Annotated in this window: 25 protein-coding genes and 4 pseudogenes; 6 read left to right on the top strand and 23 right to left on the bottom strand. The window is 60.2% G+C overall.

What is annotated here, in order from left to right; translation table 11 throughout:
- Positions 1–11 precede the first annotated feature (11 nt).
- Complete coding sequence (locus AACY30_RS19355) at positions 12–2,093, bottom strand: carboxy terminal-processing peptidase (RefSeq protein ID WP_339540967.1); 2,082 nt, start codon at positions 2,091–2,093, stop codon at positions 12–14.
- Positions 2,094–2,231: 138 nt separating this feature from the next.
- Between AACY30_RS19355 and AACY30_RS19350 the strand changes: the two genes are divergently transcribed.
- Complete coding sequence (locus AACY30_RS19350) at positions 2,232–3,194, top strand: zinc-binding dehydrogenase (RefSeq protein WP_339414622.1); 963 nt, start codon at positions 2,232–2,234, stop codon at positions 3,192–3,194.
- A 130-nt stretch (positions 3,195–3,324) separates the two neighbouring features.
- Here the strand turns inward: AACY30_RS19350 and AACY30_RS19345 are convergent, their stop codons facing one another.
- From AACY30_RS19345 to AACY30_RS19320, 6 genes are all read right to left on the bottom strand, one after another.
- The gene (locus AACY30_RS19345) at positions 3,325–3,978 is read right to left on the bottom strand and encodes an HAD family hydrolase (RefSeq protein WP_339438571.1); all 654 of its coding nucleotides are present in this window, start codon (positions 3,976–3,978) and stop codon (positions 3,325–3,327) included.
- A 29-nt stretch (positions 3,979–4,007) separates the two neighbouring features.
- Positions 4,008–4,997: an ABC transporter ATP-binding protein gene (locus AACY30_RS19340; RefSeq protein WP_339540966.1), complete on the bottom strand. Its 990-nt coding sequence runs from the start codon at positions 4,995–4,997 to the stop codon at positions 4,008–4,010.
- Complete coding sequence (locus tag AACY30_RS19335) at positions 4,994–5,794, bottom strand: ABC transporter permease (protein ID WP_339414619.1); 801 nt, start codon at positions 5,792–5,794, stop codon at positions 4,994–4,996. Before AACY30_RS19335 ends, AACY30_RS19340 begins: the two co-directional genes overlap by 4 nt.
- A complete protein-coding gene (locus AACY30_RS19330) occupies positions 5,781–6,617 on the bottom strand; it encodes an ABC transporter permease (protein ID WP_192301215.1) in 837 nt (278 codons plus the stop codon). Before AACY30_RS19330 ends, AACY30_RS19335 begins: the two co-directional genes overlap by 14 nt.
- Entirely contained in the window at positions 6,614–7,420 is an 807-nt protein-coding gene (locus AACY30_RS19325; protein WP_339457006.1) for an alkaline phosphatase family protein, read from the bottom strand. Before AACY30_RS19325 ends, AACY30_RS19330 begins: the two co-directional genes overlap by 4 nt.
- 179 nt (positions 7,421–7,599) lie before the next feature.
- On the bottom strand, positions 7,600–8,676 hold the full coding sequence (locus AACY30_RS19320; protein ID WP_339540964.1) for an ABC transporter substrate-binding protein: 1,077 nt from the start codon (positions 8,674–8,676) through the stop codon (positions 7,600–7,602).
- A gap of 347 nt (positions 8,677–9,023) precedes the next feature.
- On the opposite strand from AACY30_RS19320, the gene AACY30_RS19315 reads away from it, so the two are divergent.
- Positions 9,024–9,737 (top strand): UTRA domain-containing protein, encoded by a 714-nt coding sequence (locus AACY30_RS19315; protein ID WP_339470280.1) that lies wholly within the window; start codon positions 9,024–9,026, stop codon positions 9,735–9,737.
- 65 nt (positions 9,738–9,802) lie between these two features.
- On the opposite strand, the gene AACY30_RS19310 is transcribed toward AACY30_RS19315, so the two are convergent.
- From AACY30_RS19310 to soxR, 9 genes are all read right to left on the bottom strand, one after another.
- Positions 9,803–10,762 carry a metal ABC transporter solute-binding protein, Zn/Mn family gene (locus AACY30_RS19310; RefSeq protein ID WP_339540963.1) on the bottom strand — a complete coding sequence of 320 codons (960 nt, stop codon included), beginning with the start codon at positions 10,760–10,762 and terminating at the stop codon, positions 9,803–9,805.
- Positions 10,762–11,661 carry a metal ABC transporter permease gene (locus AACY30_RS19305; protein WP_339414614.1) on the bottom strand — a complete coding sequence of 300 codons (900 nt, stop codon included), beginning with the start codon at positions 11,659–11,661 and terminating at the stop codon, positions 10,762–10,764. The genes AACY30_RS19310 and AACY30_RS19305 overlap by 1 nt, the downstream gene beginning before the upstream one ends.
- Complete coding sequence (locus AACY30_RS19300; protein ID WP_339540962.1) at positions 11,658–12,404, bottom strand: metal ABC transporter ATP-binding protein; 747 nt, start codon at positions 12,402–12,404, stop codon at positions 11,658–11,660. The genes AACY30_RS19305 and AACY30_RS19300 overlap by 4 nt, the downstream gene beginning before the upstream one ends.
- Positions 12,401–13,333, bottom strand: a complete 933-nt coding sequence (locus AACY30_RS19295; RefSeq protein WP_339414612.1) for a metal ABC transporter substrate-binding protein — start codon at positions 13,331–13,333, stop codon at positions 12,401–12,403. Before AACY30_RS19295 ends, AACY30_RS19300 begins: the two co-directional genes overlap by 4 nt.
- Before the next feature lie 19 nt (positions 13,334–13,352).
- Positions 13,353–13,913, bottom strand: a complete 561-nt coding sequence (locus AACY30_RS19290) for a DUF6162 family protein (protein WP_339470272.1) — start codon at positions 13,911–13,913, stop codon at positions 13,353–13,355.
- Positions 13,910–14,239 carry a hypothetical protein gene (locus tag AACY30_RS19285; RefSeq protein ID WP_370467889.1) on the bottom strand — a complete coding sequence of 110 codons (330 nt, stop codon included), beginning with the start codon at positions 14,237–14,239 and terminating at the stop codon, positions 13,910–13,912. Before AACY30_RS19285 ends, AACY30_RS19290 begins: the two co-directional genes overlap by 4 nt.
- A complete protein-coding gene (locus AACY30_RS19280) occupies positions 14,236–14,772 on the bottom strand; it encodes a thiamine pyrophosphate-binding protein (RefSeq protein WP_339414609.1) in 537 nt (178 codons plus the stop codon). The genes AACY30_RS19285 and AACY30_RS19280 overlap by 4 nt, the downstream gene beginning before the upstream one ends.
- Positions 14,769–15,971 (bottom strand): PepSY-associated TM helix domain-containing protein, encoded by a 1,203-nt coding sequence (locus AACY30_RS19275; RefSeq protein ID WP_339470269.1) that lies wholly within the window; start codon positions 15,969–15,971, stop codon positions 14,769–14,771. The genes AACY30_RS19280 and AACY30_RS19275 overlap by 4 nt, the downstream gene beginning before the upstream one ends.
- A gap of 228 nt (positions 15,972–16,199) precedes the next feature.
- On the bottom strand, positions 16,200–16,652 hold the full coding sequence (gene soxR, locus AACY30_RS19270; protein WP_339470267.1) for a redox-sensitive transcriptional activator SoxR: 453 nt from the start codon (positions 16,650–16,652) through the stop codon (positions 16,200–16,202).
- Between the two features lie 101 nt (positions 16,653–16,753).
- Between soxR and AACY30_RS19265 the strand changes: the two genes are divergently transcribed.
- Positions 16,754–17,119 (top strand): antibiotic biosynthesis monooxygenase, encoded by a 366-nt coding sequence (locus tag AACY30_RS19265; protein ID WP_339470265.1) that lies wholly within the window; start codon positions 16,754–16,756, stop codon positions 17,117–17,119.
- On the opposite strand, the gene AACY30_RS19260 is transcribed toward AACY30_RS19265, so the two are convergent.
- From AACY30_RS19260 to AACY30_RS19250, 3 genes and pseudogenes are all read right to left on the bottom strand, one after another.
- The gene (locus AACY30_RS19260; protein WP_339540961.1) at positions 17,108–18,211 is read right to left on the bottom strand and encodes a sigma-54 interaction domain-containing protein; all 1,104 of its coding nucleotides are present in this window, start codon (positions 18,209–18,211) and stop codon (positions 17,108–17,110) included. The two genes, AACY30_RS19265 and AACY30_RS19260, sit on opposite strands and share 12 nt — an antisense overlap.
- 11 nt (positions 18,212–18,222) lie before the next feature.
- Positions 18,223–18,437: pseudogene (locus AACY30_RS19255) on the bottom strand (acyl-CoA dehydrogenase family protein); the annotation flags it as partial.
- A gap of 162 nt (positions 18,438–18,599) precedes the next feature.
- A pseudogene (locus tag AACY30_RS19250) lies at positions 18,600–18,941 on the bottom strand (NAD(P)H-dependent oxidoreductase); the annotation flags it as partial.
- Positions 18,942–19,339: 398 nt separating this feature from the next.
- Here AACY30_RS19250 and AACY30_RS19245 point away from each other — a divergent pair.
- The 3 genes from AACY30_RS19245 (at position 19,340) to AACY30_RS19235 (ending at position 22,861) form a co-directional block, all read left to right on the top strand.
- Positions 19,340–19,609: a hypothetical protein gene (locus AACY30_RS19245; RefSeq protein WP_339540960.1), complete on the top strand. Its 270-nt coding sequence runs from the start codon at positions 19,340–19,342 to the stop codon at positions 19,607–19,609.
- A gap of 233 nt (positions 19,610–19,842) precedes the next feature.
- Positions 19,843–21,003, top strand: a complete 1,161-nt coding sequence (locus AACY30_RS19240; RefSeq protein WP_339540959.1) for a cysteine desulfurase family protein — start codon at positions 19,843–19,845, stop codon at positions 21,001–21,003.
- A 49-nt stretch (positions 21,004–21,052) separates the two neighbouring features.
- Entirely contained in the window at positions 21,053–22,861 is a 1,809-nt protein-coding gene (locus AACY30_RS19235) for an aminopeptidase P family protein (protein WP_339470261.1), read from the top strand.
- Between the two features lie 51 nt (positions 22,862–22,912).
- On the opposite strand, the pseudogene AACY30_RS27580 reads toward AACY30_RS19235, so the two are convergent.
- From AACY30_RS27580 to rhtA, 4 genes and pseudogenes are all read right to left on the bottom strand, one after another.
- A pseudogene (locus AACY30_RS27580) lies at positions 22,913–23,128 on the bottom strand (DsbA family protein); the annotation flags it as partial.
- Positions 23,080–23,229: pseudogene (locus AACY30_RS27575) on the bottom strand (glucose 1-dehydrogenase); the annotation flags it as partial. The pseudogenes AACY30_RS27580 and AACY30_RS27575, both read right to left, overlap by 49 nt.
- 110 nt (positions 23,230–23,339) lie before the next feature.
- Complete coding sequence (locus AACY30_RS19225; RefSeq protein ID WP_339470259.1) at positions 23,340–23,621, bottom strand: hypothetical protein; 282 nt, start codon at positions 23,619–23,621, stop codon at positions 23,340–23,342.
- Between the two features lie 164 nt (positions 23,622–23,785).
- A complete protein-coding gene (gene rhtA / locus AACY30_RS19220) occupies positions 23,786–24,673 on the bottom strand; it encodes a threonine/homoserine exporter RhtA (RefSeq protein WP_339470257.1) in 888 nt (295 codons plus the stop codon).
- Between the last annotated feature and the right edge of the window lie 282 nt (positions 24,674–24,955).

Genomic DNA, 24,955 nt, shown 5'->3' with positions numbered 1-24,955 from the left:
ATCGCCATCGTTTACTGTTTGGCCACCTGCTTGGTGATCTTCAGGTAGTCCAGCAGGATCCTGCCAGTCTCGGCCAGGTAGGCGTCATCTTCCGGCTTGGTTTTGTCAGCCTCGGCTGGCAGCGCATCTTCGTCTTCTTTCTTCAGCTCCTTGAGTGGATCTTCACCCTTGGCCTTGCGGCGGATGTTTTCCAGTACAAGCTGCTTGTTCTCGATGTCGGAGTGCTGCGCGCGACGGTCCACTTCGTTGAGGCTGACGGTTTTTTCTTCCATCAGCTTCTTGGCCAGGCCCAGCTTGTCGCGGATGAACACGAACTCGGCATCCTTGGCGGAGCGGGTGTCGTGGTCAGCCTTCAACTGCGCCAGGAACGGCTTGAACGGATCCAACGCCGGCTTGATCGCTGGACGGATAGTGTCCCACGGCATGGCTTCCGGCAAGGCGCTTTCGCCGATTTCCTTGGTGTCGATGATCGACGGGAAATCGATGTCCGGCAGTACGCCCTGATGCTGGGTGCTCTGCCCGGAAACCCGGTAGAACTTGGCCAGCGTCAGCTTCAGTTCGCCATGGTTCAGCGGCTGGATGGTCTGCACGGTGCCTTTGCCGAAGGTCTGGCCGCCGATGATCAAGGCGCGGTGGTAGTCCTGCATGGCGCCGGCGAAAATCTCCGAGGCCGACGCCGAGAGGCGGTTGACCAGCAGCGCCATCGGGCCTTTGTAGAACGCGCCTGGGTTCTCGTCTTCGAGCACGTCGACACGGCCGTCAGCGTTGCGTACCAACACAGTCGGGCCCTTGTCGATAAACAGGCTGGTCAGCTCGGTGGCTTCTTGCAGGGAGCCGCCGCCGTTGTTGCGCAGGTCGATGACCACGCCGTCGACTTTTTCCTTCTGCAGCTCGGTCAGGATTTTCTTAACGTCGCGGGTGGTGGACTTGTAGTCCGGATCGCCAGCACGGAAGGCCTTGAAGTCCAGGTAGAAGGCCGGGATTTCAATCACGCCCAGCTTGTAGTCCTTGCCATCCTGCTTGAGGTTGAGGACTTTCTTCTGCACGGCCTGGTCTTCGAGCTTCACCGCTTCACGGGTGATCGACACGATCTTGCTGGTCTGGTCGTTTGGTGCATTGGTGTGCGGAATCACTTCCAGGCGCACCACGCTGCCTTTCGGCCCACGGATCAGCTTGACCACTTCGTCGAGGCGCCAGCCGACCACATCGACCATCTCTTTGTCGCCCTGGGCCACACCGATGATCTTGTCAGCCGGGGCGACCTGCTTGGTCTTGTCTGCCGGACCTGCCGGCACCAGACGCACGATCTTGACCTGGTCATTGTCGCTTTGCAGGACGGCACCGATGCCCTCCAGCGACAGACTCATGTTGATATCGAAATTTTCGGCGTTATCTGGCGACAGATAATTGGTGTGCGGGTCGTAGGACATCGCGAACGTGTTGATGTAGGCCTGGAAGATATCTTCGGCACGGGTCTGGTCCAGACGCGCCAATTGATTCTTGTAGCGCTTGGTCAACAGCTCTTGAATCGCCTTTGGTTCTTTGCCTGCGATCTTCAAACGCAGCACTTCGTCCTTGACGCGTTTGCGCCACAGGTCGTCGAGCGCGGCGGTGCTGGTCAGCCAAGGGGCGTCCTTGCGGTCTACCAGAAGGGTTTCCTTCTGGGTGAAGTCGAGCTTGTCGACGCCTTTGTTCAACTCACCCAGGGCGAAGTCCAGACGCGCTTTGACGCGGTCCAGGTAACGCTTGTAGATGGTGAAACTGGGCTGCAGGTCGCCGCTCTTGAGGAAGTCGTCGAACTGCGTCTTCCACTTGTCGAACTCGGCGATATCGCTGGCCAGGAAGTAGCTGCGCGACGGATCCAGCAGCTTGAGGTAGCTCTCATAGATGATCACCGAACGAGCGTCGTCCAGAGGCGGCTTGCTGTAGTGATGACGCTTGAGCAACTCGACGACGTTAAGGCTTGCAATCACCTCATCGCGATCCGGCTGAAGTTTGTCCCAGCTGTTGGCTGCGAACGTATTGGTCGACATCGACGCGAAGCCGAGACCAATGAAAAGAGCGAGGGCGGTGCTGGGGAACAAATGCTTCATGCTGATTCGACGCGGGGGCAATTGATAACGCATATTAGGCCGTCTTTGAGGGAGCCGGTTCCATATGGTCCGGTCGCATAATGCAAAAAGCCCGGCGATACAGCTACGGGCTCAGTCCAGGCTCACTATGGAGGCACTGTGAAAGCATTGCAAGGCGTTGACGGTCATGTGGAGTGGTTGGAAGAAGCCAGTCCTACCTGCGATGTAGGCCAAGTTCGCATTCGCGTGGCGGCAGCGGGCCTCAATCGCGCGGATTTATTGCAGCGCGCAGGGCTTTATCCGCCCCCGCCGGGCGCCAGCCACGTGCTGGGCCTGGAGTGTTCCGGGGTGATCAGCGAAGTGGGGGCGGGTTCATCCTGGCAAGTCGGCGACCGCGTTTGCGCGCTGCTGGCCGGGGGTGGCATGGCCGAAGAGGTGGTGGTGGACGCGCGGCATGTGCTGCCTGTCCCGGAGGGCTTGTCGCTGATCGAAGCGGCGGCGTTGCCTGAGGTGTACAGCACGGCGTGGCTCAATCTGTTCCAACTGGCCAGCCTCAAGCCGGGCGAGAAAGTGTTGTTGCATGCCGGCGCCAGTGGCGTGGGCTCGGCGGCGATCCAGCTGTGCAAGGCGTTTGGCAGCCCGTGCTGGGTCAGCGTCGGCTCGGCGGAACGCTTGGCCTACTGTGAGGCATTGGGCGCCCAAGGCGGCGTGGTGCGTACTGACGGGATCGAAGGCCTGCGGGATTTCGGGCCGTTCGATGTGATCCTCGACCCGGTCGGTGGCAGCTATGCAGCCCTGGACCTCAAGCTGCTGGCGCTGGATGGGCGCTGGGTGTTGATCGGATTGATGGGCGGGCGCGACGCGCAGTTGGACTTGGCGCAGGTGCTCGGCAAGCGTATTCAACTGTTGGGCTCGACCCTGCGAAGCCGCAGTGATCAGTTCAAGGCGGACCTGTTCAGTGATTTGAGCCAGCATGTTTGGCCGTTGTTTGTTGAAGGGCGGTTGAGCCCGCAACTGGCCAAGACCTTCCCGATCGGGGATGCCGAGGCGGCGTTTGCCGAGTTGGCGACGAATCAGATTTCCGGGAAGTTGGTGGTGGTGATTGATGAAACGTTGAACTGATCTCAATTTGGAGTGCAGTCCAAACGTGGGAGCGGGCTTGCTCGCGAAGGCGGGGTATCTGTGAAGAATGTTTCATCTGACACACCGCCTTCGCGAGCAAGCCCGCTCCCACATTTTGATCTCTGTTGAATCAGGTCCAGTGGTGGATCGGCCAGCCAGCTTGTTCCGCGTGGGAACGCAACACCGGATCCGGGTTCACCACCTGCGGATGATCCACCTTCAGCAGCAATGGCAAATCATTGCGCGAGTCCGAATAGAAGTACGCGCCTTCCAGCGATTCGCCTTCCTGCTCAAGCCACTCCATCAGTCGGGTGATCTTGCCCTCGCGATACGTCAGCACACCCACCGTCCGTCCGCTGTACACGCCATGGCTGACGTCAAGGTTGATCCCCAACACGTCATCAATGCCGATCCGCGCCGCAATCGGCGTAACCAGATGCGTGCCCGATGCGGAGATCACTAGAATCCGGTCGCCATTCGCACGGTGGCGCGCGATGGTCTTGGTGGCGTCGCTGTAGATCAACGGTTCGATCACGTCCTCGACCCACGGCTCCACCAGATGCTCGATTTCCTCCGGCGTGCGGCCGATCATCGGCTCCAGGCTGAAGTCCATGAAGTCTTCCATCAACAACTTGCCCTGGCTGTAGGCGTCCATCAGTTCATTGTTCTTGCGCATGAACGACTCAGGGTCGACCCAGCCCAGGCGGCCCATCTGCTCGCTCCACAGGGTGGCGCAGTCGCCATGGATCAACGTGTCGTCCAGATCAAAAATTACCAATGCCATCGGTCATGCTCTCTCAATAAAACGTTGCATCAGGCTACTTCACACAGGGCGCTTGGGTCGATGGTAAGTGCCAGGCGTTGCCCGTCAGCGTGCAGATCGTCGGCCGAGCGGTTGAGCACGTCCACCACCAATTCCACGCCGCGCGCTTCGATGCGGTAGCGAATCACGTTGCCCAGCAGGCTGTGGCTGCGCACCAGGGCATCCAGCTCGCCCGTGCGGCTGAGCTCGATGGCCTCCGGGCGAATCGCGATGCGGCTGTTGAAAGGACGTTGCAGCAGTTGCGTGGCCTTGTCGGCGTCCAGCAGGTTGTAGTTGCCGATGAAACCTGCGGCGAACACGTCGACGGGTGCTGTGTAGAGGGTTTCGGCATCCCCGCTTTGCACGATCTTGCCCTGGTTCATCAGGAAGATGCGGTCGGACATGGTCAGGGCTTCTTCCTGGTCATGGGTCACGAAGATCGTGGTCAACCCCAGCTCGCGCTGGATCTGGCGGATTTGTTCGCGCAGGTGCTTGCGAATGCGTGCATCCAACGCCGACAGTGGCTCATCCAGCAGCAGCAGGCGCGGGCGGGTAACCAGGGAACGTGCGAGCGCTACGCGCTGGCACTGGCCGCCGGACATCTGGTGCGGGTAGCGGCCGGCGAGGTCCTTGAGCTCCACCAGCTGCAGCACTTCCTGCACGCGCTTATGGCTGTCGTCGGCGTTGACCTTTTGCATGCGCAGGCCGAAGGCGACGTTTTGTTCCACGGTCATGTTGGGGAACAACGCATAGCTCTGGAACACCATGCCGATGTTTCGTTTCTGCGGGCTCAGCGGGACGATGTTCTGCCCATCCAGCAGAATTTTCCCTCTGTCCACCGAGGTCAGGCCGGCGATGCAGCGCAGCAGCGTGGACTTGCCGCAACCGGACGGGCCGAGCAGGGTGACGAACTCACCCTTGGCGATCTCGCAGTTGATATCACTGAACACCGGGGTGCCGGCGTAGCCTTTTTGCAGGTGTTGGACGCTGACGAAGCTCATTGGCTTTTGTCCTTGTTCAAGATGTTGGCGGCCCAGGTCAGCACCAGCACAAAGAAGAAATAGGAAATCACGACGGCACTGGTGAAGTGGCCGCTGGTGTTGCGCATGTTGTTCAGGTACACCTGCAGGGTTTCGTAGCGGGTGCCCACCAGGATGTTGGCAAACACAAACTCACCGAACAGGAACGAAAACGACAGCAACAGCGCGACCATCAGGCCTTTGCGCAAATTCGGCAGCACCACAAAGATCGCGGCCTGCCAGGTGCTGGCGCCGAGTAATTGTGAAGCGTCCATCAGGTCGCGCAGGTTGATGGCTTGCAAGTTGTTGGTGATCGCCCGGTACATGAACGGCAAGGCTACGGTGAAGTAGCAGCCGATCAGGATCCACGGAGTACCGACCATTGCCAGCGGCCCGGAGCCATAAAGTTGTAGCAAGCCCACCGACGACACCACCGGCGGCACCGCAAAGGGCAGCAGGATGAGGATGTTCATCAGCGCATCAAGCTTGGGGAAGTGGTAATGCACCACGAACAGCAGCGGCAGAATCAGCACCACCGACAGGATCAGCGCCCCCACGCACACGAGCAGCGATTGCCCAAAGGCTATCAAGAAGCGCGGGTCGCTCCACAGCTGCACGTACCATTTCAGGGTAAAACCGGCGGGCAGAATGGTCGCCGACCAACTGCTGGCAATGGAGTAGACAAAAGTGCCCACCAGCGGCAACACCAGGATCGCAAATAACAACCACACCACTACCCGATGGTAGAGGGAGGCCGGGCCGGCTTCAGCGCGAGACATGGTAGCTCCTCTTGAGCAGCAGTTGATGGACCACGGTGACCACGGTCATCAGTGCCACCAGCACCACGGCCAGGGCGCTGGCCATGTTCGGGTCGAGGGACACATCGCCGGACACCAGGCCCGCGATGCGGATCGGCAGCACGTTGAAGTTGCCGGTAGTCAATGCGTAGACAGTGGCGTAGGCGCCCAAGGCATTCGCCAGCAGAATCACGAACGTACCGAGCAGGGCAGGGGTGAGCACCGGCAGGCCGATATGCCGCCAGAACTGCCAGCCATTCGCGCCGAGCAAGGCGGCCGACTCACGCCAGTCTTCGCGCAGCGCGTCGAAGGCCGGGTACAGCAGCAACACGCCGAGCGGAATCTGGAAGTAGGTATAGAGGATGATCAACCCGGTTTTGGAATACAGGTTGAAGTCCTGAATGATCCCCGCCTGCTTGAGCATGATGGTGATGCTGCCGTTGAAGCCCAGCAGGATGATGAACGCGAACGCCAGTGGCACGCCGGCGAAGTTGCTGGTCATGTTGGCGAAGGCGGTGACGAAATTGCGCAGCGGCGAATCCACCCGGCGCAACGAGTAGCTGCCCAGCGTGGCGATGATGATCCCGAAAATGCTGGAGTAGAAGCTGATCTCCAGGCTGAACTGAATGGCTTGCAGGTAGAACTTCGAGCTGAAGATGCGTACGAAGTTTTCCATGCCCCAGCCGGCTTCTTCGGTCTGCAGGCTGTTGATCAGTACCCAGACGAGCGGGGCAATCTCGAACACGATAAAGAACAGTGCGAAAGGCACCAGGCACAGCAGTGCCAGCCATTTGCCACGGGTCATTTCAACAGCTCCCGGCATACAGGTTTGTCGTGGGGCACGCCGAGCAGTTCGCAGACGGTGCCGCAGAGGTCGGTTTGTTTCGGCGTGGCAGTGGTGTCCAGGCTGAACGCATCGCCGAGCACAAACAGTGGTACTTCGCGTTCTTCGGGCAACAGGCCGTTATGGGAGCGGTCGTTGTTCATGCCGTGGTCGGCGGTCACCAGGACCTGGTAGCCGGCGTCGAGCCAGGCTTGCAGGTAATCAGCCAGGATGATGTCGGCCGAGCGTGCGCTGTTGCGGTATTGCGCGGTGTCGAGGCCGTGCTTGTGGCCGGCGTCGTCGATGTTCATCGGGTGAACCACCAAAAAATTCGGCGTGTGTTTGAGGCGCAGGCTTTCGGCGTCGGCGAACAAGTGGGAATCCGGGTAGTGGTCATTCCAGTAGAAATGCCCGTGCTGGATCGCCAGCGCCTTGTCGTCGGTATGACGGTCGCGGGCGGCAATAAAGGGCGTGCGGTTATACAACTCGCTGACCCAGTGGTAGGCCGCCGCCGCAGTGGTAAGGCCTGCGTCGGTGGCGTAATGGAAAATGCTGCGCTGGGTGGACAGGCGCGAGACATTGTTGTGCACGATGCCGCTCTGGATCGGAGGCACGCCGCTGAGGATGCATTCATATAACGGGCGGGACAGGGCGGGCAGTTCACATTCCAGTTTGTAGAGGGCTGCGCGTCCTGCGCCGACATAGGCCTGCAAGTGCCCCATGGCGTGCCGGGCAACCTCGAAGTTCAGGCCGTCGAGCACCACAAGGATGACATTGTGCTTCATGGGGGCTGGCGCTCCGCAACAGTAGGCTTGACTCAATTTCTCTGGCGCAACCGGGTCAAAATGTGGGAGCTGGCTTGCCTGCGATGGCGGTGCATCAATCGACACAGATGTTGAATGTCAGACCGCTATCGCAGGCAAGCCAGCTCCCACACTGACTGCATTTCAAGCCGGGAGCCTGATTACTTCATCTCTACGATGACCTGCTCGTTCCACAGCTGAGGCAGCTTCTTGGAAGTCGCTTCCCAAGCATCCGCGTCCTTGATCGGCTGTGGGTTGGCCTTGGTGTACTGCTCGCCCGGGATCAGGTTCTTGGCGATATCGGCTGGCAGTTTCAGGTCGGTTTCCGCGCGGATCGGACGTGCGTTGCCTTTCGCCAGGTTGAGCTGGCCGGCATCGCTGAAGATGTATTCGCGAGTCAGCTTGGCGGCGTTCGGGTGCTTGGCGTATTTGTTGATGATGGTGGTGTAGCCGGATTTAACCGAACCGTCCGATGGGATCAGCACCACGTAGTCATCCGGGTTGGCCATCTTGGCCTTGTAGCTGAGGCCGTTGAAGTCCCAGACGATACCCACTTCGACTTCGCCTTTTTCCATGGTGGCGATGGTCGGGTTGGAGAGGCCGAGACGGCCTTGCTGGGCTATTTTGGTGAAAAATTGCAGGCCTGGGCCGATGTTCTTCTCGTCGCCTTTGTTGGCGATGGCGGCGGCGAGTACCGCGTTGGAGGCCTGGGCCGCGGTGCTTACGTCACCGACGGACACTTTGTATTTGCCGGTCTGTAGGTCGGCCCAACTGGTAGGCACCTCGGAACCGTGCAGCAGCTTTTTGTTGACGATAAACGCGATGGTGCCGGTGTAGGCCAGGGCCCAGTGACCGTCTTTGTCTTTCGCCCAATCTGGAATCTGGGCCCAGGTGGACGGTTTATACGGCTGGGTGACTTCCTGCTTCACCGCAATCGGGCCGAAGGCCGCGCCCACGTCGCCGATATCGGCACTGGCGTTGTCTTTTTCGGCCTTGAACTTGGCGATTTCCTGGGCCGAGCTCATGTCGGTGTCGATGTGCTTGAGGCCGTAGGTCTTGGCCAGGTCTTCCCAGGTGCCTTTCCAGTTGGCCCAGTCATCGGGCATGCCGACGCTGTTGACGGCGCCTTCCGCTTTCGCGGCGGCTTCCAGAGTTTTTAGATCGGTATCAGCGGCCATGGCGGCGGTGCACATGGCAATGGTCGAGCCTAACAGTGATGCCAGGAAAAGCTGTTTCATCCGAAGCTCCTTTGGGCGTTTTCAACGCGGCGGTTTTTTCTACGGTGTTGTTGGTCTAGGTCAGAGCAATACCTGAGCCAATCTAGACGCGATGGATGACAGTTTCATGTCGATGTCGTTTTCAAAGCGCGGATGTCGCAGCGCGCAGGCTTAGCGTAGACCACGTCCAAGTGCCCGCTACGGTTGGACTTGGCCGATGTATTGCAGGGTGTGCTGCGCGGGATCGACGCGGCCTGTCATCTGTCGGTCATCTGTAATGCCTAGGCTGGCACGCAGCAGCGCAAGCCCAATTAAGAAGCGGTTTGTGCACCTGATCGGTGCTGGTCTAGTCCAGATAGGTAACGTTGATGCGTGATGAGGCAATCAAGGCGGTGACATCCATCGGCCTGGCGCTGCAAGAGCAGATCGACCATGGCCTGCTGCCGCCTGCAAGCAAACTGCCCGCCGAACGCAAGCTCAGCGAGTTGTTTGGTACCACCCGGATTACCGTGCGGGAAGCCTTGTTACAACTGGAGGCCCAAGGGCAGATCTATCGTGAGGAACGTCGCGGCTGGTTTGTCTCGCCGCCACGGCTGGCCTACAACCTGATGCAGCGCAGCCACTTTCACGCCATGGTCAGCGACCAGGGGCGAGTGGCCTCCACTGAAGTGATCTCTGCACGGCTGCAACCGGCGTCGGCGGCGGTGTGTGCGTGGTTGCAGTTGCCGGCGTTGTCCCGCGTGATCCAGATCTGCCGGGGCCGGCGGATTGATGGACGTTTGGTGTTGTATGTGGAGCACTACCTGAACCCGCAGTATTTTCCGGGCATTCTGGACTGCGACCTGAACCAGTCGATGACCGAACTGTATGCGCGCAAGTACGACTTGCACTATGGTCGGGTGCGTTTCGAGATCGTGCCGACGTCACTGCCGGTAGAGGCTGCCGCTGCGTTGCGCGTGTCGGTCGGCAGCCCGGGCTTGCGGATAGCCCGGGTCAATTATGACCAGCACCACAGGCTGATCGACTGCGACCTGGAGTTCTGGCGGCATGATGCCATCCACGTCGGCGTGGATGTTGTGTAGCCGCGCACCGTGCTGAATGACACACCACAGTTGAACCGTGCCAGGCATGACCGATCGGTGCGTCGTCAGGGGGTGAGTGCCGTGATCACCTGATCCACATTGGTCTCCAACTCCGTCACCGGCTCTGCACCGTCGACATTCAGGACCAACAATCCCGCTCCCCCCGCCGCAACAGCGGCCCTCACCGCTTCACTCGGCTGACGATGATGCAGCACCACCGCGACATCGTTGTCCTTCAACTCGGCGCTGAGTTTCTGCAACGCCTCAGGCGTCCAGTCGGCGTCTGGGCGGGCATCGGTGCTGAGCACTTCCAGGTTCAAACTGCTGACCAGATACGCAAAGTGGTCGCTAAGGCTGACCACGCTGAGGTTATCCGCCTTGGCCAGCCGCGCTTCGCTGTCGGCGCTGAGTTTGAGCAGGCGCTGCTTGAGGGCGGCAAGGTTGGCGTCGATCGTCGGCTTGGCGTCGGGGGCCAGGCGGCTCAGGTCCGCGGCCAATACATCGGCCATGCGCCCCATATTGTTACTCGACTGCCATGGCTGGCTGTTCAAGCCATCGGTGACGCCAGGCTGCACGGCGATGCCCGGCAAGCCGCCGTCCACCGGGCGGGCGGCGTCGACTTCGACGATGCGGATATTGCTGCGGCGCGCCACTGGGTACAGCGGGTCATCGGCCCACAGCGAGCGCAGGCCAATAGTGGCGTCGGCGTCCAGCGCCAACGCGCTCAATGCCGGCGCGCCACGACCGGTGAAGTAGGACACCTGCCGCGAACCGGGCAGGTTGGCCGGGGCGGCGCGCTCCAACTGCACATTGGTGCCTTTGAGCAGCACCTCGGCCAGGCCGTAGGTGATCGGCAGCGAGGCAAGGACCTTCACCGGTTGTACAGACTTGGCCTTGCTCAGTGCGGCATGACCCAGTCCGGGATGGATTTTGAGGGTCTTGGGTTCTGCACCGTCGACAGCCAGTGCCGAAGTGCTGATCAAATAAGCGATGGCCAGGGCCAATGGACGAACGACAGGACGCATTATCCAAAATTCCCTTTGAGGCTGGGCACCGTGCCGCGCGCGATGGCGGCCAGGGCGAAGGCGATACCGGCAACCAGAATGATCGCGGCGCCGGATGGGATCGGCAGGTCGAAGATGATCGGCAGCAGGATCCCGCACAGTGTGCTGACGGTGGCAATCACCACCGAGACCCAGAAGAACCCCTTGAGCGACTGGCTCAGCAGGCGCGCCGCTGCGGCCGGAATCACCAACAGCGCGCCTACCAGGATCGCGCCGATGACCTTCACCGCCGCGACGGTGATCAGTGTCACCAGAATCACGAACAAGTAATCCAGGGTCTTCACCGCCACCCCGCGCACTGCCGCCAGTTGCGGGTTAAAGCTGGCCAGCATGATGCGGTTGTACAGCGGCAAGGCCAGGGCCATCACCAACGAGCCGACAATCGCCAGCACCAGCAAGTCATTGCCATTGACCGTCAGCACCGAGCCGAACAGCACGTTCTCCAGAATATGCACGTTGATCTTGCCGGCCAGGATCAGCAACAGGCTCGCACCCAATGCCAGTGACACCGACAGGAACACACCGATCAAGGTGTCCGGCGCCAGGCCGGTTCGGTTGCGCAGGTAGTTGAGCAGAATGCCGAACAGCAGGCAGTAGCCGAACAGGCTGCCATAGGGCCCGGTGTAGGGTTCGCCCAGCAGAATGCCCACGGCCACGCCGGTCAGCGCGGCATGGCCGACCGCTTCGGAGAAAAACGCGAAGCGCTTGACCACCACCAGCGTGCCCAAACCACCCAGCACTGGGCCGATCAGCAGACCGGCGAGCAGTGCGTTGACCACAAACCCGTAGGCCAGCGCCTCCGGCAGATAACCGGAAGAGGCCCAGCCCTGGACCATCAAGCGAAAGGCTTCATAACTCATTGCGCCGGGCTCCGAGGGTGGGTGGAGAACAGGGTCAGCAGGCGATCCGGGGTCAGCGCCTCTTTGGGCGTGGCGTCGAACAGCACGCGGCGGTTCAGGCCTGTGACGCGGTCGGCCAGGCGGCCCACGGCTTCCAGGTCATGCTCGATCCACAGTACGGTGATCCCTGCCAGACGCCAGTCACTCAGCAGGCGTTCGAACACTTGGATTCCGGCTTCGTCGAGCGCCGACATCGGTTCATCCAGTACCAGCAGTTGCGGCGCCGGGATCAATCCCTGGGCCAACAACACGCGCTGGCGTTCACCGCCGGACAGGGCACCCATGCGCCGCTTGCGTTTGTCCTGCATGCCAACGCGCTCGAGCGCATCACCCATCGCGCCGGTGTAATGTTTTGACAGGCCAAGAAATGCAGGGCGCCGTTGACACATGGCCGCCATGAAATCATCAACGGTCATCGGCAAACCACGGTCGAACTCCAGGGCCTGAGGCACATAGCCGGTGGTGCCGGGCGTGGTCGGCCAATGCAGACTCAGCCGTCCCTGATGCGGCGTTTGCCCCAGCAGGGTCTTGATCAGCGAGCTTTTGCCACCGCCGTTGGGGCCGACCAGCGCATGGATGCTGCCCGGCTGTACCTGAAAACTCACGTCATCAAGGATCACAGTGCGACCCAAGGTCAGTGACACCTTGTCGAACGCCAGCGTCGGACCGACGCTGACCGCATTGAGTTGCTGCGCCGCGGTCATGACCCGGACTCCTGGATTGCGCGGACCACGGTGTTGAGGTTGCCGGTCATTTCCACTTCGTACTTTTCAGCGCTGTATTCGCCGTAGGAAATATGCGACAGCGGGTACAGCTTGACCCCGGACTCACGCTGGATGGTGTCGACGTAGGTGGACGGGAAGTCCATCTCCGAGAAGATTACCTTCACGTCCAGGGCGCGTAGTTCATCAATGGTTTTCTTCAACTGGCTGGGGCTTGGCTCAATGCCGTGGGCCGGTTCGACCACGGCGGTGACTTCCAGGCCGAATTCGCGCAGCAGGTAGTCGTAGGCCGCGTGCACGGTGGCCACGCGCAGGTCCGGGTTGGGCGCGCTGGTCAACTTGGCCAGGGCATCGGCGCGCATCTGGCGCAGGCGCTTGCCGTAGGCGCGGGCGTTCTGGGTGTAGGTCTTGGCGTTGTCCGGGTCGAGCTTGCCCAGCTCGCGGGCGATGTTGTTGACCTGGGCAATCGATGCGCTGATCGACAGGAAGGTGTGCGGGTTGACCACCTTGCCCGCACCGCGCGCAGCATTCCCGGTGGCGGCCAGCAGCGGCACATTGGCGTTGGCTTCGATCACTGGAATATCCGGGCGCTCGCTGGTGGCGATCATGCGGTCGGCGAAATCATCATGGCCGACGCCGTTGAGCACGATCACGTCCAGGGTGCCGATGCGCTTGATGTCCTCGGCGCGCGGCTCGTAGGCATGCGGGTTGAAACCGGCCGGAATCAGCGGCACCACCTGGGCCTTGTCGCCGACGATATTGGCCACGTAGCTGTAGTAAGGGTGAAGCGTGATGCCGATACGCAGGCGTTTAGCCGGCTCTGGGTTAGAGAGTGCATTGGCCAGGGGGGCGAGCATCAGGCTGAACAGGCCAACCAGCAACAGGCGCAACAGGGGAGATGAAATAGACATGGGCAATCGGTCTTCTCGTTCAGTGACGGTGCTGGCGTGTGACGCCGGCATCGAATTGCGCGACCACCTGCTGCCAGCCGGCCGCGATCAGCGCCTGGTCAGTGAGGTCGGAAGGGGCGGCGAGGTTGGCTTGCCGGTTGAGCCAGATATCCGGTTCGGCACCGTGCACGCGCATGAGCAGCGAGCCGCTGGTGCCGGGCACTTGGCTCAACCCCAGGTAGGCCGAGGGTTCCAGCAACTGCCAGCGATGATCGCCACGGCTGACCGAGCTGGCGTCCTGGGCAAACGGCGCGAAGCCTTCTTCGGCCAGATACGCCGGTGTGGGAAGCGCGCTTTGCTCCTGCTGCAACAGCTGGATCTCATCCAGGGTCACTCGCAGGTCGGCGTAGATGCCTTGCTCGGCGGCGCTCAGGTCGCGACGTGCGTCCAACTGGTGGCTGGGCACGGCCGCGACTTCCTGGGTTTCACCGTGCAGGGCCACCACCGTGCCGGCCACCGCAAGGATGATCAGGCACAACAGCAGCACGTAGAGGGTTTCGTGACCGGCACCGGCGGGGCGTACAACCTGTGTGGTACTCATTGCGGCTGGATATCCGCTTGGTCGATTTCCACCACGTGGCCCGGGCCTGCATCAAACAGCACATAGAACTCGGCGGACGGCTTCTTGAAGGTCAGGGTCGAGTCTTCGCCAAGCTTGCCGGGCACCAGGATGGTTTCGTCATAGCCGATCACGTCCAGGGTCACGCCAGGCGCGCCGCTACCGTCAGAGAAACCGCCTTTGCACTGGACCTGCTCGCCGGGAATTTCCTTGCACTCGCACATCGGGTTGTGGGCCAGGGTGACCGTACTGAAACCGGCGCACGCCAATAGGACGGCACAGGCGCGGGTCAGGCGCATCAAAGTCATGGTTTAACTCCTTGCTTGTTCAGCCAGGCAATGGTGGCAGGCGAGGCCTGGTTCAACGGGATGGAACCCTGGTGCATAGCGCCGTCCCAGCCTTCCATGGTGACCCACAGTTCGGCGTCGGCTGGTGTGCGTTCCGGGATCGGCAGGGCAGCGCCCATGCGGTACGGCGTACCGAAGAAGATCACCCCGGCGGCCCTCAGGCTGCGCGGCTTACCGATACGCAGGTAGGTGGCCTTGACTTGGTCGGCGCAGGTGGCGCACAGGGCAGCGTTGAAAAACTTCATCGGGCCGGCCGGGTCTGGGCGCGGGCCTTCATTACGAAATTCGGCGAGGGTCAGGCTCCAGGGCCCGACCTGCACTTCACCGGCCACGCGCTCGCCGATGCCGGTGTCGCCGCGAAACAGCGCCGCGTCGGCGAAGTACTTGGGCATGAAGCCCAGGGGCACGAGCAACAACAGCACATTGATGTGGAAACGCCATTTCAGCCAGAAGGCTCGCAGCGGCGATGGCTTTGCGGTAGCGACCTTGCTCATGTTTGGGCCTGCGAGGTTTCAGCCTGCCTGGCCGGGATGGAAACAGGCTTGCGCGGGGTCTTGGCTTCACGCTTGAGCGCATTGAGGGTGGCCAGGGCGGTGCGCTTGGTCCAGATCAGCAGGCCGCTCAACACCATCATGCTCATGACCAGGCCGAAGAACGCCCAGATCAGTTTGATCCACAGCCCGCCAAAGTCGCCGGTGTGCAGCGGGCGCATGGATTCGGTGACGAACTCCAGCTTTGAACGGTCGGACAGCAAATGCGCCGCAGCGACTTCGCCGTCATACGGGTTGATTTGCGCGGTCTGGAACATCAGTGGGTACCAGCCCCGCCCGCCAATCTGCAGGTGGCTGTAGGCATTGAGCGGCAGGCTGATGAAGCTCGGCTCCAGGCCAGGAATACGCTGGGTGGCGATCTTGATCGCCTCGTCTACCGGGATCATCGGCGCTGGCACGCCTGGCGCCGACATCGGCACTTTCTCCCGGGCGATTACTGGGATGACGGGTTCGGTGGAAATCGAAATCTGGTTGTCGCCCAGGATCGCCCGGATCAAGAACCAGATCCCGGTGACAGAAATCACTGCGATAAACCAGATTGACCAGATACCGCTCAAGCGGTGGAAATCCCCCCAGAATATCCGCGCGCCATGGCGCACGCGCAGGGTCGGGCGCAGGAAACCCTTCCAGAACTTCTTGTACACCACCAATCCGGTGACCAGCGACGCCAGCAGCGGGATGCCGAGCGCCGACACCAAATACCAGCCCCAGCTGTAGCCATTGGTAAACGGCACCAGCCACCAGCCGTGCAGGGCGCGTGTGAATTGCTGAAAGTTGAAGGACGGGCCGATGCCCTGGATCGCTCCGGTGTAAGGGTTGACGTAAACCTCCACGGAACGCCCGTCGGGGTAGCTGAGGTCGACGCTGAGGGCGAAATGGGATTCGTCGGGCCGGCTGATCGACTGGACGAACACCTGGGGCTCTTCGCGCTTGATCGCGGCGATCACTTGGTCGTAGCTCAGTGGCTCGGCGTCGTCCGTCGGCTTGCTCGCACGGATATCCGGGTTGGCCAGCCAGACGATCTCCTGGCTGACCACCGCCAGGGTGCCGGTGACGCAGACGATCAGTACAAAAAACCAGATGGGCAATGCCAGCCAGCTATGCACGAGAAACCAGAGTTTGGAGCGTGACTTCTTCGACATGTGAATGAGGGTCTTGGTTGGAGGGGGCAGTAAAGGCCCAGAAAAGGCCAGTCGTAGCTTTTGCTGACGCGACAGGCTGTATCTAAGTTAAGACGGATGAGAATGAGAAATCCCTAACCCAGATATGAAAGAAAATGTTTCAGGTTCACATTCAGCCGTTCGAACGCCTGCACCTGCAAGCCAACCCCTGACACACCTCTATCCAAATGTGGGCGCTGTGTTATCACTTCAGCGTTGTTGTGTGGTGGGCTCCAGCAACTGCGCCCCCGGCCCGCGCTCACCGAGCTGATCATCCCGATTACGCAACGGGCACGCTTCCATCGACAGGCACCCACAGCCAATACAACCACTGAGCTTGTCCCGCAGCAGCATCAGCTTATTGATGCGCTCATCCAGGTCCTCCCGCCACAGCGCCGACAACCGCTCCCAATCCTGAGCGTTGGGCGTGCGTCCATCCGGCAAGGTTTGCAACGCGTCACCAATGGTTGCCAGCGGAATCCCCAGGCGCTGGGCGATCTTGATCACCACCACGCGCCGCAACACATCCCGTGGATAACGGCGTTGGTTGCCCGCGGTGCGATTGCTCTTGATCAGCCCCTTGGCCTCGTAGAAGTGCAGGGCCGTGACGGCCACACCGCTGCGCGCAGCCAACTGGCCGACGGTGAGTTCTTTAGTCATCATGCAAAAATCCCCAAACTCCGCTTGACCTTGACTTAACTAGAGGTTTTACCCTGCGTGGCATCGAATCACAAGATTCTGCCTACAGAGAAAGGGGAGTGTTCATGCAGGTATCAGAGAAAAATCGCAGTTTCACTCAGTTGATCGAGTTTCAGATCGAGCCCCAGAAACAATTCGCCCTGGTGGCAGCCTTGAGCACCCAGAGTGAGCGTCTGGCCCAAGGCCATGGTGGTTTCATCAACGCAAGCGTGCAGGTCAGCGATGATGGGCGGCGGGTGTTGAATTATCTGCAATGGCGTACGCGTGAAGACGGCGAGGCGGCATTCAAGTGCTTTGAGCACGGTGAGGAAGATTTCTGGACGCTGATTCGCGCCCACCAGGCGACCGCCGTGACCTTTGGTTCGTTCCAGGTGCTGCGCAGTTTTGAGCGCAGCCATGACAACGCGCTGCACTGCCGCCTAAATGGATAAGTGCAGCATGCGCTCGCCTTGCACGTTCTCGCCGGGGCGGCGTTTGTTGACCGCCAACTCGCCGATCTTGATCAAGCGGCTGCGCGTGACGTTGCGGCTCAGGCCCAACAGATGGGCGGTGTGCACCTGGTTGTAATGGCTGAAACGGTAGGCGGCGCGGAGCAGGGCGTCTTCAACCTTTTCATGCAGGGCCCCGGCCTGTACTTCGAACAGTTTTTGGAACGCACGCGCCAGCAATGCTTCGGCGCTGTTGTCGGTGCCGTGCTGGCTGTCGTCCTGGCGCTCGATGCGCAGGTTCGACAGGCGCAAATCGTCGCGTTCGATCAGGCCGTTGCGGCAGATCAACAGGGTGTGGTGAATCACGTTCTCCAGTTCGCGGATATTGCCCGGCCAGCTGTAGCTTTTGAGTTTGTGCTCGGCTTCGCGGCTGATGGTGATCGGGCCATAGCCAAGGCGCTGGCTGTAGGCTTCGATGAAGTGCCGGGTGAGCGGCAGGATATCGCCTGGACGGTCACGCAGCGGGCTGAGTTCCAGGCTGACCACGTCGAGACGGTAGTAGAGGTCTTCGCGGAAATGCCCGGCGTTGATGGCTTTTTCCAGTTGCACGTTGGTCGCGGCAAGCACCCGCACATCAATCGCAATGCTCTTGCGCGAACCCAGGCGAACCACTTCGCGCTCTTGTAGGACGCGCAGCAGCTTGACTTGGATCGCCATCGGCAAATCGCCGATCTCATCGAGGAACAAGGTGCCGCCGTCGGCCTCCTCAAACCAGCCTGCCTTGGCACTGAGGGCGCCGGTAAAGGCGCCTTTTTCATGACCAAACAGTTCGGCTTCCACCAAAGATTCGGAGAACGCCCCACAGTTCACCGCCACGAACGGCCGGTTACGCCGCGCGCTGAGGTTATGGATGTGACGCGCCACCAACTCTTTACCGGTGCCGGTCTCGCCGATGATCAGCACGCTGGCTTCGCTGGGCGCCACTTGCTGGATGTGGTCGAGCAGCGCCTGGGATTTCGGGTCTTCGAAGACCTGTGCCGTGGCGCGGATCGACGTCGCAAGGGCGGGCGAGGGCGGTAAGGTCAAAAGCTGCATGGGCACCTCTCTTAGGAATAGAACGTTGGAATCGGCAGGGACTGGTTCAATGCCCAATCCCCAGTTCATGGAGCTCGTAGTCCATCGGGTCGTGCAGGGTTTGCGCGCGCAGGGTGCGCCAGTGACGGTCCAGGCGCAGCGAAGCGTGGGTGGAGCGCGCGCCGGTGACTTTGAACAGGCGGCTGCAGAGTTCCAGGCCCTGGCGGGTGGCGGCTACTTTGGCGGTGTGCAAAGGGGAAGGCAGGACGCTGTGGGGTTTGGCTATCAAACGGTGTTCCTCAATGTCTATTTAGCCTTCATTGCACTCAGGCCTTCGTCGCTGATGGGCTCGATCAACTTGTCGGCGGCGTTCCAGGCGTCCTCTTCGCTCTCGTGCACGATCACATGCCGTGGCAGCCAGCAATACCGTTGTGTTGATCAAGGCGTTGAGGCCGACCAGATCAAACAGGTGCTTGAGCAAGCCTGGGTACGAACCGCGATAGACCGGCGGGGCGACGATCAGCCGCTCGGCTTGTTCGATGGCCAACAGTTGGGATTCGACTTCAGCGGGCAGTTCATCACGCGACAGAGCACCGCCCAACGGCCGCGCAATGTCACCTAGTTCGATCAGGGTGGTCTGGATCGGCAGCAAGGTGGCCAGTTCAGCCAGTACGGCTTGAGTCAGCACGAGGGTACGAGACGGGCGCCAGGTTCCGCCGTAGAGGGCAACGACATTCAGGGGACGGGTCATGAACAGTTCCTTTTTCAACAGTGGTTTGTCGCAGGTGGAGTACACCGGTTGAGCAGGAGCTGTACCAACGGGTTCAGGCCCTGATTGGCGTGGGTTGCAGGCTCACTGCTGAAAATGCTGCTGTTGTCTGACGGGTGATTTGTTGATCGGCTGTTGCCTGGGCAGCAGTTGCATAAGCAACAGTGCCGATGAGGCGTAGCGACATTTATAGGGGGTTGTATTTATTCCGTAAATGAATGTATTTCTATATTTATAGATCATAAAGAAATATTAAGGCATCGCTATCAGAGGTGCCTTGGCGGTTGATAGCAACTATCACGGGAGGTGATTTTTCACCGTGCGAGGGCGGGAGTAGCCTGTGTTCATTGACTCGAAACCTCCTCTGCAGGGCCACCGCCATGAACCGATTCCTCGCTGTTTGCTTATTGATTGTCAGCTCTGTCCTCGCCGGATGTGCGACCCATCCTTCGCCGGAATTGCGTCCTTACACAGCGGAAGAAACCAAAGAGTTGTCCCTGGAAGCGTTGAGCCGTCGTGGTTTTTCGTTTGATGAGTATCAACAGCAGCGCGCCGCATTGATCGGTCAACCAAAGAAACCTTTCGGCTTTGATCGCCAGGGTGAAATGAACGCCGAACGCAGCGTGACCCTGCATGGTCGTCCCAGTTGAGCCTGCGCTCAGCGGCAAAAAGCCCGAGGCTTCCTTTAAGGAACCTCGGGCTTTTTGTTTGCCATGGCTCCACTTCAGCCTGTTAAGCTGAATTTCAGGAGCCTTCCTACGCACATTTTCATAAAGTGGTCCTTCTTTAATGGCATCCGATCGGTTAAACCTGACGACCTCTGTTCCGGTCGTTGCCCCTGAGACGCTGCTCTCGGGAACCTGCTCTGCGAGTTTTTAACGTCATGAATAAACGTCCGTTGTATTTCGACTACGCCGCCACTACCCCGGTAGATGAGCGAGTCATCCAGGTGATGGTCGAGTGTCTGGGCTTCAATGCCAACTTCGGTAACCCTGCGTCCAGTTCCCATGCGTTCGGCCAAGCGGCCCGGCAAGCGGTTGAACAGGCGCGTCGCCAAGTGGCCGAACTGGTCGGTGCCCATTCCGAGCAAATCGTCTGGACGTCTGGCGCCACTGAGTCCAACAACTTGGCGATCAAGGGCGTGGCCCAGGCGCGGGGTGTGGCGGGCGGGCATATCATCACCAGCCAGATCGAACACAAGGCCACGCTGGATACCGCACGGCAGTTGCAGGAAGCCGGCGTGGCCGTGACCTACCTGGTGCCGGACGCGGATGGGTTGATCAGTGCCGAAGCGGTCAGCGAAGCGTTGCGCGAAGACACCTTCCTCGTGTCGCTGATGCTGGTCAATAACGAACTGGGCACCCTCAACGATATCCCGGCCATCGGCGCTCGCGTGCATGAGCATGGCGCGCTGTTGCATGTGGATGCGGCGCAAGGCGCGGGTAAGGTGGCGATCGACCTGTCGCAGTGGCCGGTGGACCTGATGTCGTTTTCCGCCCACAAGCTGTATGGCCCCAAAGGTATCGGCGCTTTATATGTCGGGCCGCGGGCGCAGCAGAAAGTCTTGGCGCAGATTCACGGCGGTGGGCACGAAGGCGGCCTGCGCTCCGGCACCCTGGCAACTCACCAGATCGCCGGCATGGGCACTGCGTTCGCCCTGGCGGCGGCGTCTTTTGCAGAGGAAAAAGCAGTGATCGTCGCCTTGCGCCAGCGCTTGCTGGATCAGTTGGCATCGGTGGCGGGCGTGCGCCTGAATGGCAGCGCTACACAACGTATTCCCCACACCCTGAGCCTCACGTTCAGTGAAGGCGAATTCAACTCCGCTGCGCTGAGTGCGGGGATCGCATTTTCTGCGACCTCGGCCTGCAATTCGGCGAGCAATGCACCGTCCCATGTGTTGTTGGCGCTGGGCCATGATGCTCGCAGTGCTGGCCGTACCATTCGCTTGAGCCTGGGCCGGTTTACCACCGAGCAGGATATCGACCAGGCGGTGCAATTGATCAAGGCTGCCCTGGCCTGCGAGCCGGCGTTCTGGGCGGTCTGATTCACCTATCGCAACACATAATAATTATTCGTGGTTAGCAGGAGACACAATGAGTACGCAGCCTTTGACCCATGGAACGGTTACCCAGCGCCTGGCGCATACACGTGAACTGATGAGCCGCGAGGGCATTCATGCCTTGCTGGTGCCGTCGGCCGACCCACACTTGTCCGAGTACTTGCCGGGTTACTGGCAGGGGCGGCAATGGTTATCGGGGTTTCATGGCTCGGTGGGAACGCTGATTGTCACTGCGGATTTCGCCGGTGTGTGGGCCGACAGCCGTTACTGGGAGCAGGCCACCAAGGAACTCAAGGGCAGCGGCATCGAATTGGTGAAGCTGCAACCGGGCCAACCTGGCCCGCTGGAGTGGTTGGCCGAGCAAACGCCGGAAGATGGTGTGGTGGCGGTGGATGGTGCGGTGATGGCCGTGGCCTCGGCACGTACCCTGGGCGGAAAATTGGCGGAGCGCGGTGCACAGCTGCGTACTGATATCGACCTGCTGAGTGAGGTCTGGAAAGACCGCCCGGCGCTGCCGAACCAACCGATCTATCAACACCTGCCACCGCAAGCCACCGTCAGCCGTGGCGAAAAACTCGCGGCACTGCGCGCCAGCTTAAAAGAGAAGGGCGCCGACTGGCATTTCATCGCCACCCTGGATGACATTGCTTGGCTGTTCAATTTGCGCGGTGGTGATGTTTCGTTCAATCCGGTGTTTGTGTCCTTTGCGTTGATCAATCAACAGCAGGCCACGCTGTTTGTGGCATTGAGCAAAGTCGATGCCGAGTTGCGGGCAGTGTTGGAGCAGGATGGCGTGACACTGCGCGATTACAGCGAAGTGGCAGAGGCGTTGCGCGCGGTGCCGGCGGGCGCCAGTTTAAAGGTCGACCCAGCGCGCGTCACCGCCGGCTTGCTGGAAAACCTTGATACCGGTGTCAAGCTGGTCGAAGGACTCAACCCGACCACATTGGCCAAATCCCGCAAAAGCCTGGCCGACGCGGAGCACATTCGCCAAGCCATGGAGCAGGACGGCGCGGCCTTGTGCGAATTCTTCGCCTGGCTGGACAGTGCGCTGGGCCGTGAGCGCATAACCGAACTGACCATCGACGAACACCTGACCGCTGCGCGCGCCCGTCGCCCGGGTTATGTGTCGCTGAGTTTCAACACCATCGCCGCGTACAATGCCAACGGTGCGATGCCGCACTACCACGCCACTGAAGAGGAGCACGCGCTGATCGAAGGCGATGGCCTGTTGCTGATTGATTCGGGTGGCCAGTACCTGGGTGGAACCACGGATATCACCCGGATGGTGCCTATCGGTACGCCGAGTGAAGAGCAGAAACGTGACTGCACCCGTGTGCTCAAAGGTGTGATTGCGTTGTCCCGTGCGCATTTCCCAAAAGGCATCTTGTCACCGCTGCTGGACGCCATTGCTCGCGCGCCGATCTGGGCCGAAGGCGTGGACTACGGCCACGGTACCGGGCACGGTGTAGGCTATTTCCTCAACGTGCATGAAGGTCCGCAAGTGATTGCCTACCAGGCTGCGACTGCTCCGCAAACGGCGATGCAGCCGGGGATGATCACCTCAATTGAGCCAGGCACTTACCGTCCGGGGCGTTGGGGCGTGCGTATCGAGAACCTGGTGTTGAACCGCGAAGCGGGCAAGACCGAGTTCGGCGAATTCCTCAAGTTTGAAACCCTGACCTTGTGCCCGATCGACACGCGCTGTCTGGAACCGTCGCTGCTGACGGCGGACGAGCGTGAGTGGTTCAACGCTTACCACGCCGAAGTGCGTGAGCGCTTAAGCCCATTGCTCAGTGGCGCCGCGCTTGAATGGCTGCGGGTGCGTACGGCGGCTATCTGATCACTTGCCGTTCCGGCGCCTTGATCAGGGCGCCGGCTATATTGTCGACATCTAACTCAGGGCTTCGCGCACACACTCCAAACGGTCCTGACCGAAGAACAGCTGGCTGTCTTCAAACATGCAGGGTGCACCGAACGCGCCGCGGTTAACGGCCTGTTCGGTGTTGTCCTTGAGGGCCGCCTTTACAGCTTCGTCGTTTGCCAGGGCCAGGACGTTTTCTGGATCGAAACCGTGCTCGGCAAGCACGGCATCCAAGACCTCGGGGTCATACTGGCAGCGTAGCCTTCGCGGGCGAAGCGTTTGGCAATGGCGCCGCCGGTTGCATCTCCGGCGCCTACTACCAAGACGATTTTCTTGTTGTGCGTCATGGGAACTTCCTTGGCTCGAATGTCGAGCAGGCGTTTAGACGCAGCTGTGTAAAGGGTCGGTTTGTGCCGGGAATTAGATGTGAGCAGCCAGGAGGTGACTGCTCAAGCGATTACTTACAGATGACGATCATGCTGCGGCTGGCGTAGCCGGCAGGGTTGAGGCCGAAGGGGTAGTCCCCTGGCTCCTCGGAATTGTCACCGGACTTTGCGATTACCCGGTAGCCCTTGGCGCCGCAGGCGTTGGTAGCACTGGTGTAGCACTGGTCCCAGGAAGAAGACAGGCCGGAACAGTTGATATGCAGCCCTTTTTTGCCACGTTTTACTTCTGTCTTGGTGGTCGCGGCGCAGCCAGCAATGGCCATGACCATTAACAGTATCAAAATTCGCTTCATTCCTATCCTTAATAGCCGCCTCGCAAAGAGTGAAGCTTGCTCTACTTGCTCTCGGGTGTCGCGTTCGCGCTGTCCTTGTCGAAATTCTCCATGAAAGACATTCGTTTACGGCTTAAACATGGCCTAAATGCGCGCTAAATGCCAGAGCTACATTCAAACAGGTTTCAATCCGCCGGAACCAATGGCTTTGACTCGCTGCGCATCGTTACCGTGGCACCTACGGAGGCCAGAATGATGCAAGTAATTGCCAGCCACTGCGCCAAGGACAGGTGCTCGTGCAGGAAGAACAGGCCAGAGAGCGCGCCAAACGCCGGTTCGATGCTCATGAGGGTGCCGAAGGTGCGGGCGGGGAGGCGCGTCAGTGCGACCATTTCCAGGGTGTAGGGCAGGGCGGTGGACAGGATAGCGACACCGATGGCGACCGGGATCAGTGCGGGAGTCAGTAACGCGCTGCCTGCATGGACGATGCCGATCGGTGCGACAAACAATGCGGCAATCATCACGCCGAGGGCGGCGGTTTGTACGCCGTTGTCATTACCGGCTTTCTGGCCATACAGAATGTAGAGCGCCCAGCAGACCCCAGCTCCCAAGGCGTAGCCTGCGCCTAACAAGTCGATGCCGCTGCTGGCGTCACCCATTGGGATTAATAGAAGCAGGCCGGTGATCGCGAGGGCTATCCACAGAAAGTCCACCGCTCGACGCGAGGCGTAGATCGCCACGGCAAGCGGCCCGGTGAATTCCAGGGCCACCGCAATACCCAGGGGCACGCTGCGCAAGGACATATAGAAGAGGAAGTTCATGCCGCCGAGTGCCATTCCGTAGACGATCACCGTGCGCAGGGATTTGGCCGTCAGTTTGGCGCGCCAAGGACGCAATAGAAGTAGCATGATCACACTGGCGAAAATCAGACGCAGAGTCGTAGTGCCTTGTGCGCCGACGATAGGGAACATGCTCTTGGCCAGCGAGGCGCCGGACTGTATGGAAGCCATGGCGATCAGCAACAGGCCGACAGGGAACAATGTCGAGGCCAGGCTGCGGGGGGAGGTATTCATTGGGTGTACGTCCGAGGTCATATTAAGAGAGGCGTCGGCGCTATGATGCTTAACTGTTGGAGGTTGAGCAATATATTGCTCAATTATCCTGGTAGGCCACTTACAGAGCGCGGGTTTTGAGGTTTTCAGCCTCTTTGATAGAAAAACCAAATTAAGGGTTGACGGCAGATTCTGGAAGTCTATAATTCGCCCCACTTCCGGCGCAGTCGAAACGGAAAACTCCTTGGTAAACAAAGAGTTATGCGGGATTCGACAGCGAGTTGCTTCAGTTCATCGAAGCCC

Source organism: Pseudomonas sp. RA_5y_Pfl1_P24 (assembly GCF_963970945.1).
GTDB lineage: Bacteria > Pseudomonadota > Gammaproteobacteria > Pseudomonadales > Pseudomonadaceae > Aquipseudomonas > Aquipseudomonas tritici.
The sequence above is the reverse complement of the archived record's forward strand: the minus strand, read 5'-3'. Positions and strand labels throughout refer to the sequence as shown.

Excerpts from the sequence above, each read along its gene's own strand:
- soxR (WP_339470267.1), bottom strand. The coding sequence starts at position 16,652 with ATGATGACTAAAGAACTCACCGTCGGCCAGTTGGCTGCGCGCAGCGGT.
- AACY30_RS19290 (WP_339470272.1), bottom strand. The coding sequence starts at position 13,913 with ATGAGTACCACACAGGTTGTACGCCCCGCCGGTGCCGGTCACGAAACC.
- AACY30_RS19305 (WP_339414614.1), bottom strand. The coding sequence starts at position 11,661 with ATGAGTTATGAAGCCTTTCGCTTGATGGTCCAGGGCTGGGCCTCTTCC.
- rhtA (WP_339470257.1), bottom strand. The coding sequence starts at position 24,673 with ATGAATACCTCCCCCCGCAGCCTGGCCTCGACATTGTTCCCTGTCGGC.
- AACY30_RS19310 (WP_339540963.1), bottom strand. The coding sequence starts at position 10,762 with ATGCGTCCTGTCGTTCGTCCATTGGCCCTGGCCATCGCTTATTTGATC.
- AACY30_RS19240 (WP_339540959.1), top strand. The coding sequence starts at position 19,843 with ATGAATAAACGTCCGTTGTATTTCGACTACGCCGCCACTACCCCGGTA.
- AACY30_RS19300 (WP_339540962.1), bottom strand. The coding sequence starts at position 12,404 with ATGACCGCGGCGCAGCAACTCAATGCGGTCAGCGTCGGTCCGACGCTG.
- AACY30_RS19330 (WP_192301215.1), bottom strand. The coding sequence starts at position 6,617 with ATGACCCGTGGCAAATGGCTGGCACTGCTGTGCCTGGTGCCTTTCGCA.
- AACY30_RS19280 (WP_339414609.1), bottom strand. The coding sequence starts at position 14,772 with ATGAGCAAGGTCGCTACCGCAAAGCCATCGCCGCTGCGAGCCTTCTGG.
- AACY30_RS19295 (WP_339414612.1), bottom strand. The coding sequence starts at position 13,333 with ATGTCTATTTCATCTCCCCTGTTGCGCCTGTTGCTGGTTGGCCTGTTC.
- AACY30_RS19335 (WP_339414619.1), bottom strand. The coding sequence starts at position 5,794 with ATGTCTCGCGCTGAAGCCGGCCCGGCCTCCCTCTACCATCGGGTAGTG.
- AACY30_RS19285 (WP_370467889.1), bottom strand. The coding sequence starts at position 14,239 with ATGACTTTGATGCGCCTGACCCGCGCCTGTGCCGTCCTATTGGCGTGC.
- AACY30_RS19275 (WP_339470269.1), bottom strand. The coding sequence starts at position 15,971 with ATGTCGAAGAAGTCACGCTCCAAACTCTGGTTTCTCGTGCATAGCTGG.
- AACY30_RS19345 (WP_339438571.1), bottom strand. The coding sequence starts at position 3,978 with ATGGCATTGGTAATTTTTGATCTGGACGACACGTTGATCCATGGCGAC.
- AACY30_RS19235 (WP_339470261.1), top strand. The coding sequence starts at position 21,053 with ATGAGTACGCAGCCTTTGACCCATGGAACGGTTACCCAGCGCCTGGCG.
- AACY30_RS19320 (WP_339540964.1), bottom strand. The coding sequence starts at position 8,676 with ATGAAACAGCTTTTCCTGGCATCACTGTTAGGCTCGACCATTGCCATG.
- AACY30_RS19315 (WP_339470280.1), top strand. The coding sequence starts at position 9,024 with ATGCGTGATGAGGCAATCAAGGCGGTGACATCCATCGGCCTGGCGCTG.
- AACY30_RS19265 (WP_339470265.1), top strand. The coding sequence starts at position 16,754 with ATGCAGGTATCAGAGAAAAATCGCAGTTTCACTCAGTTGATCGAGTTT.
- AACY30_RS19325 (WP_339457006.1), bottom strand. The coding sequence starts at position 7,420 with ATGAAGCACAATGTCATCCTTGTGGTGCTCGACGGCCTGAACTTCGAG.
- AACY30_RS19225 (WP_339470259.1), bottom strand. The coding sequence starts at position 23,621 with ATGAAGCGAATTTTGATACTGTTAATGGTCATGGCCATTGCTGGCTGC.
- AACY30_RS19260 (WP_339540961.1), bottom strand. The coding sequence starts at position 18,211 with ATGCAGCTTTTGACCTTACCGCCCTCGCCCGCCCTTGCGACGTCGATC.
- AACY30_RS19355 (WP_339540967.1), bottom strand. The coding sequence starts at position 2,093 with ATGAAGCATTTGTTCCCCAGCACCGCCCTCGCTCTTTTCATTGGTCTC.
- AACY30_RS19340 (WP_339540966.1), bottom strand. The coding sequence starts at position 4,997 with ATGAGCTTCGTCAGCGTCCAACACCTGCAAAAAGGCTACGCCGGCACC.
- AACY30_RS19245 (WP_339540960.1), top strand. The coding sequence starts at position 19,340 with ATGAACCGATTCCTCGCTGTTTGCTTATTGATTGTCAGCTCTGTCCTC.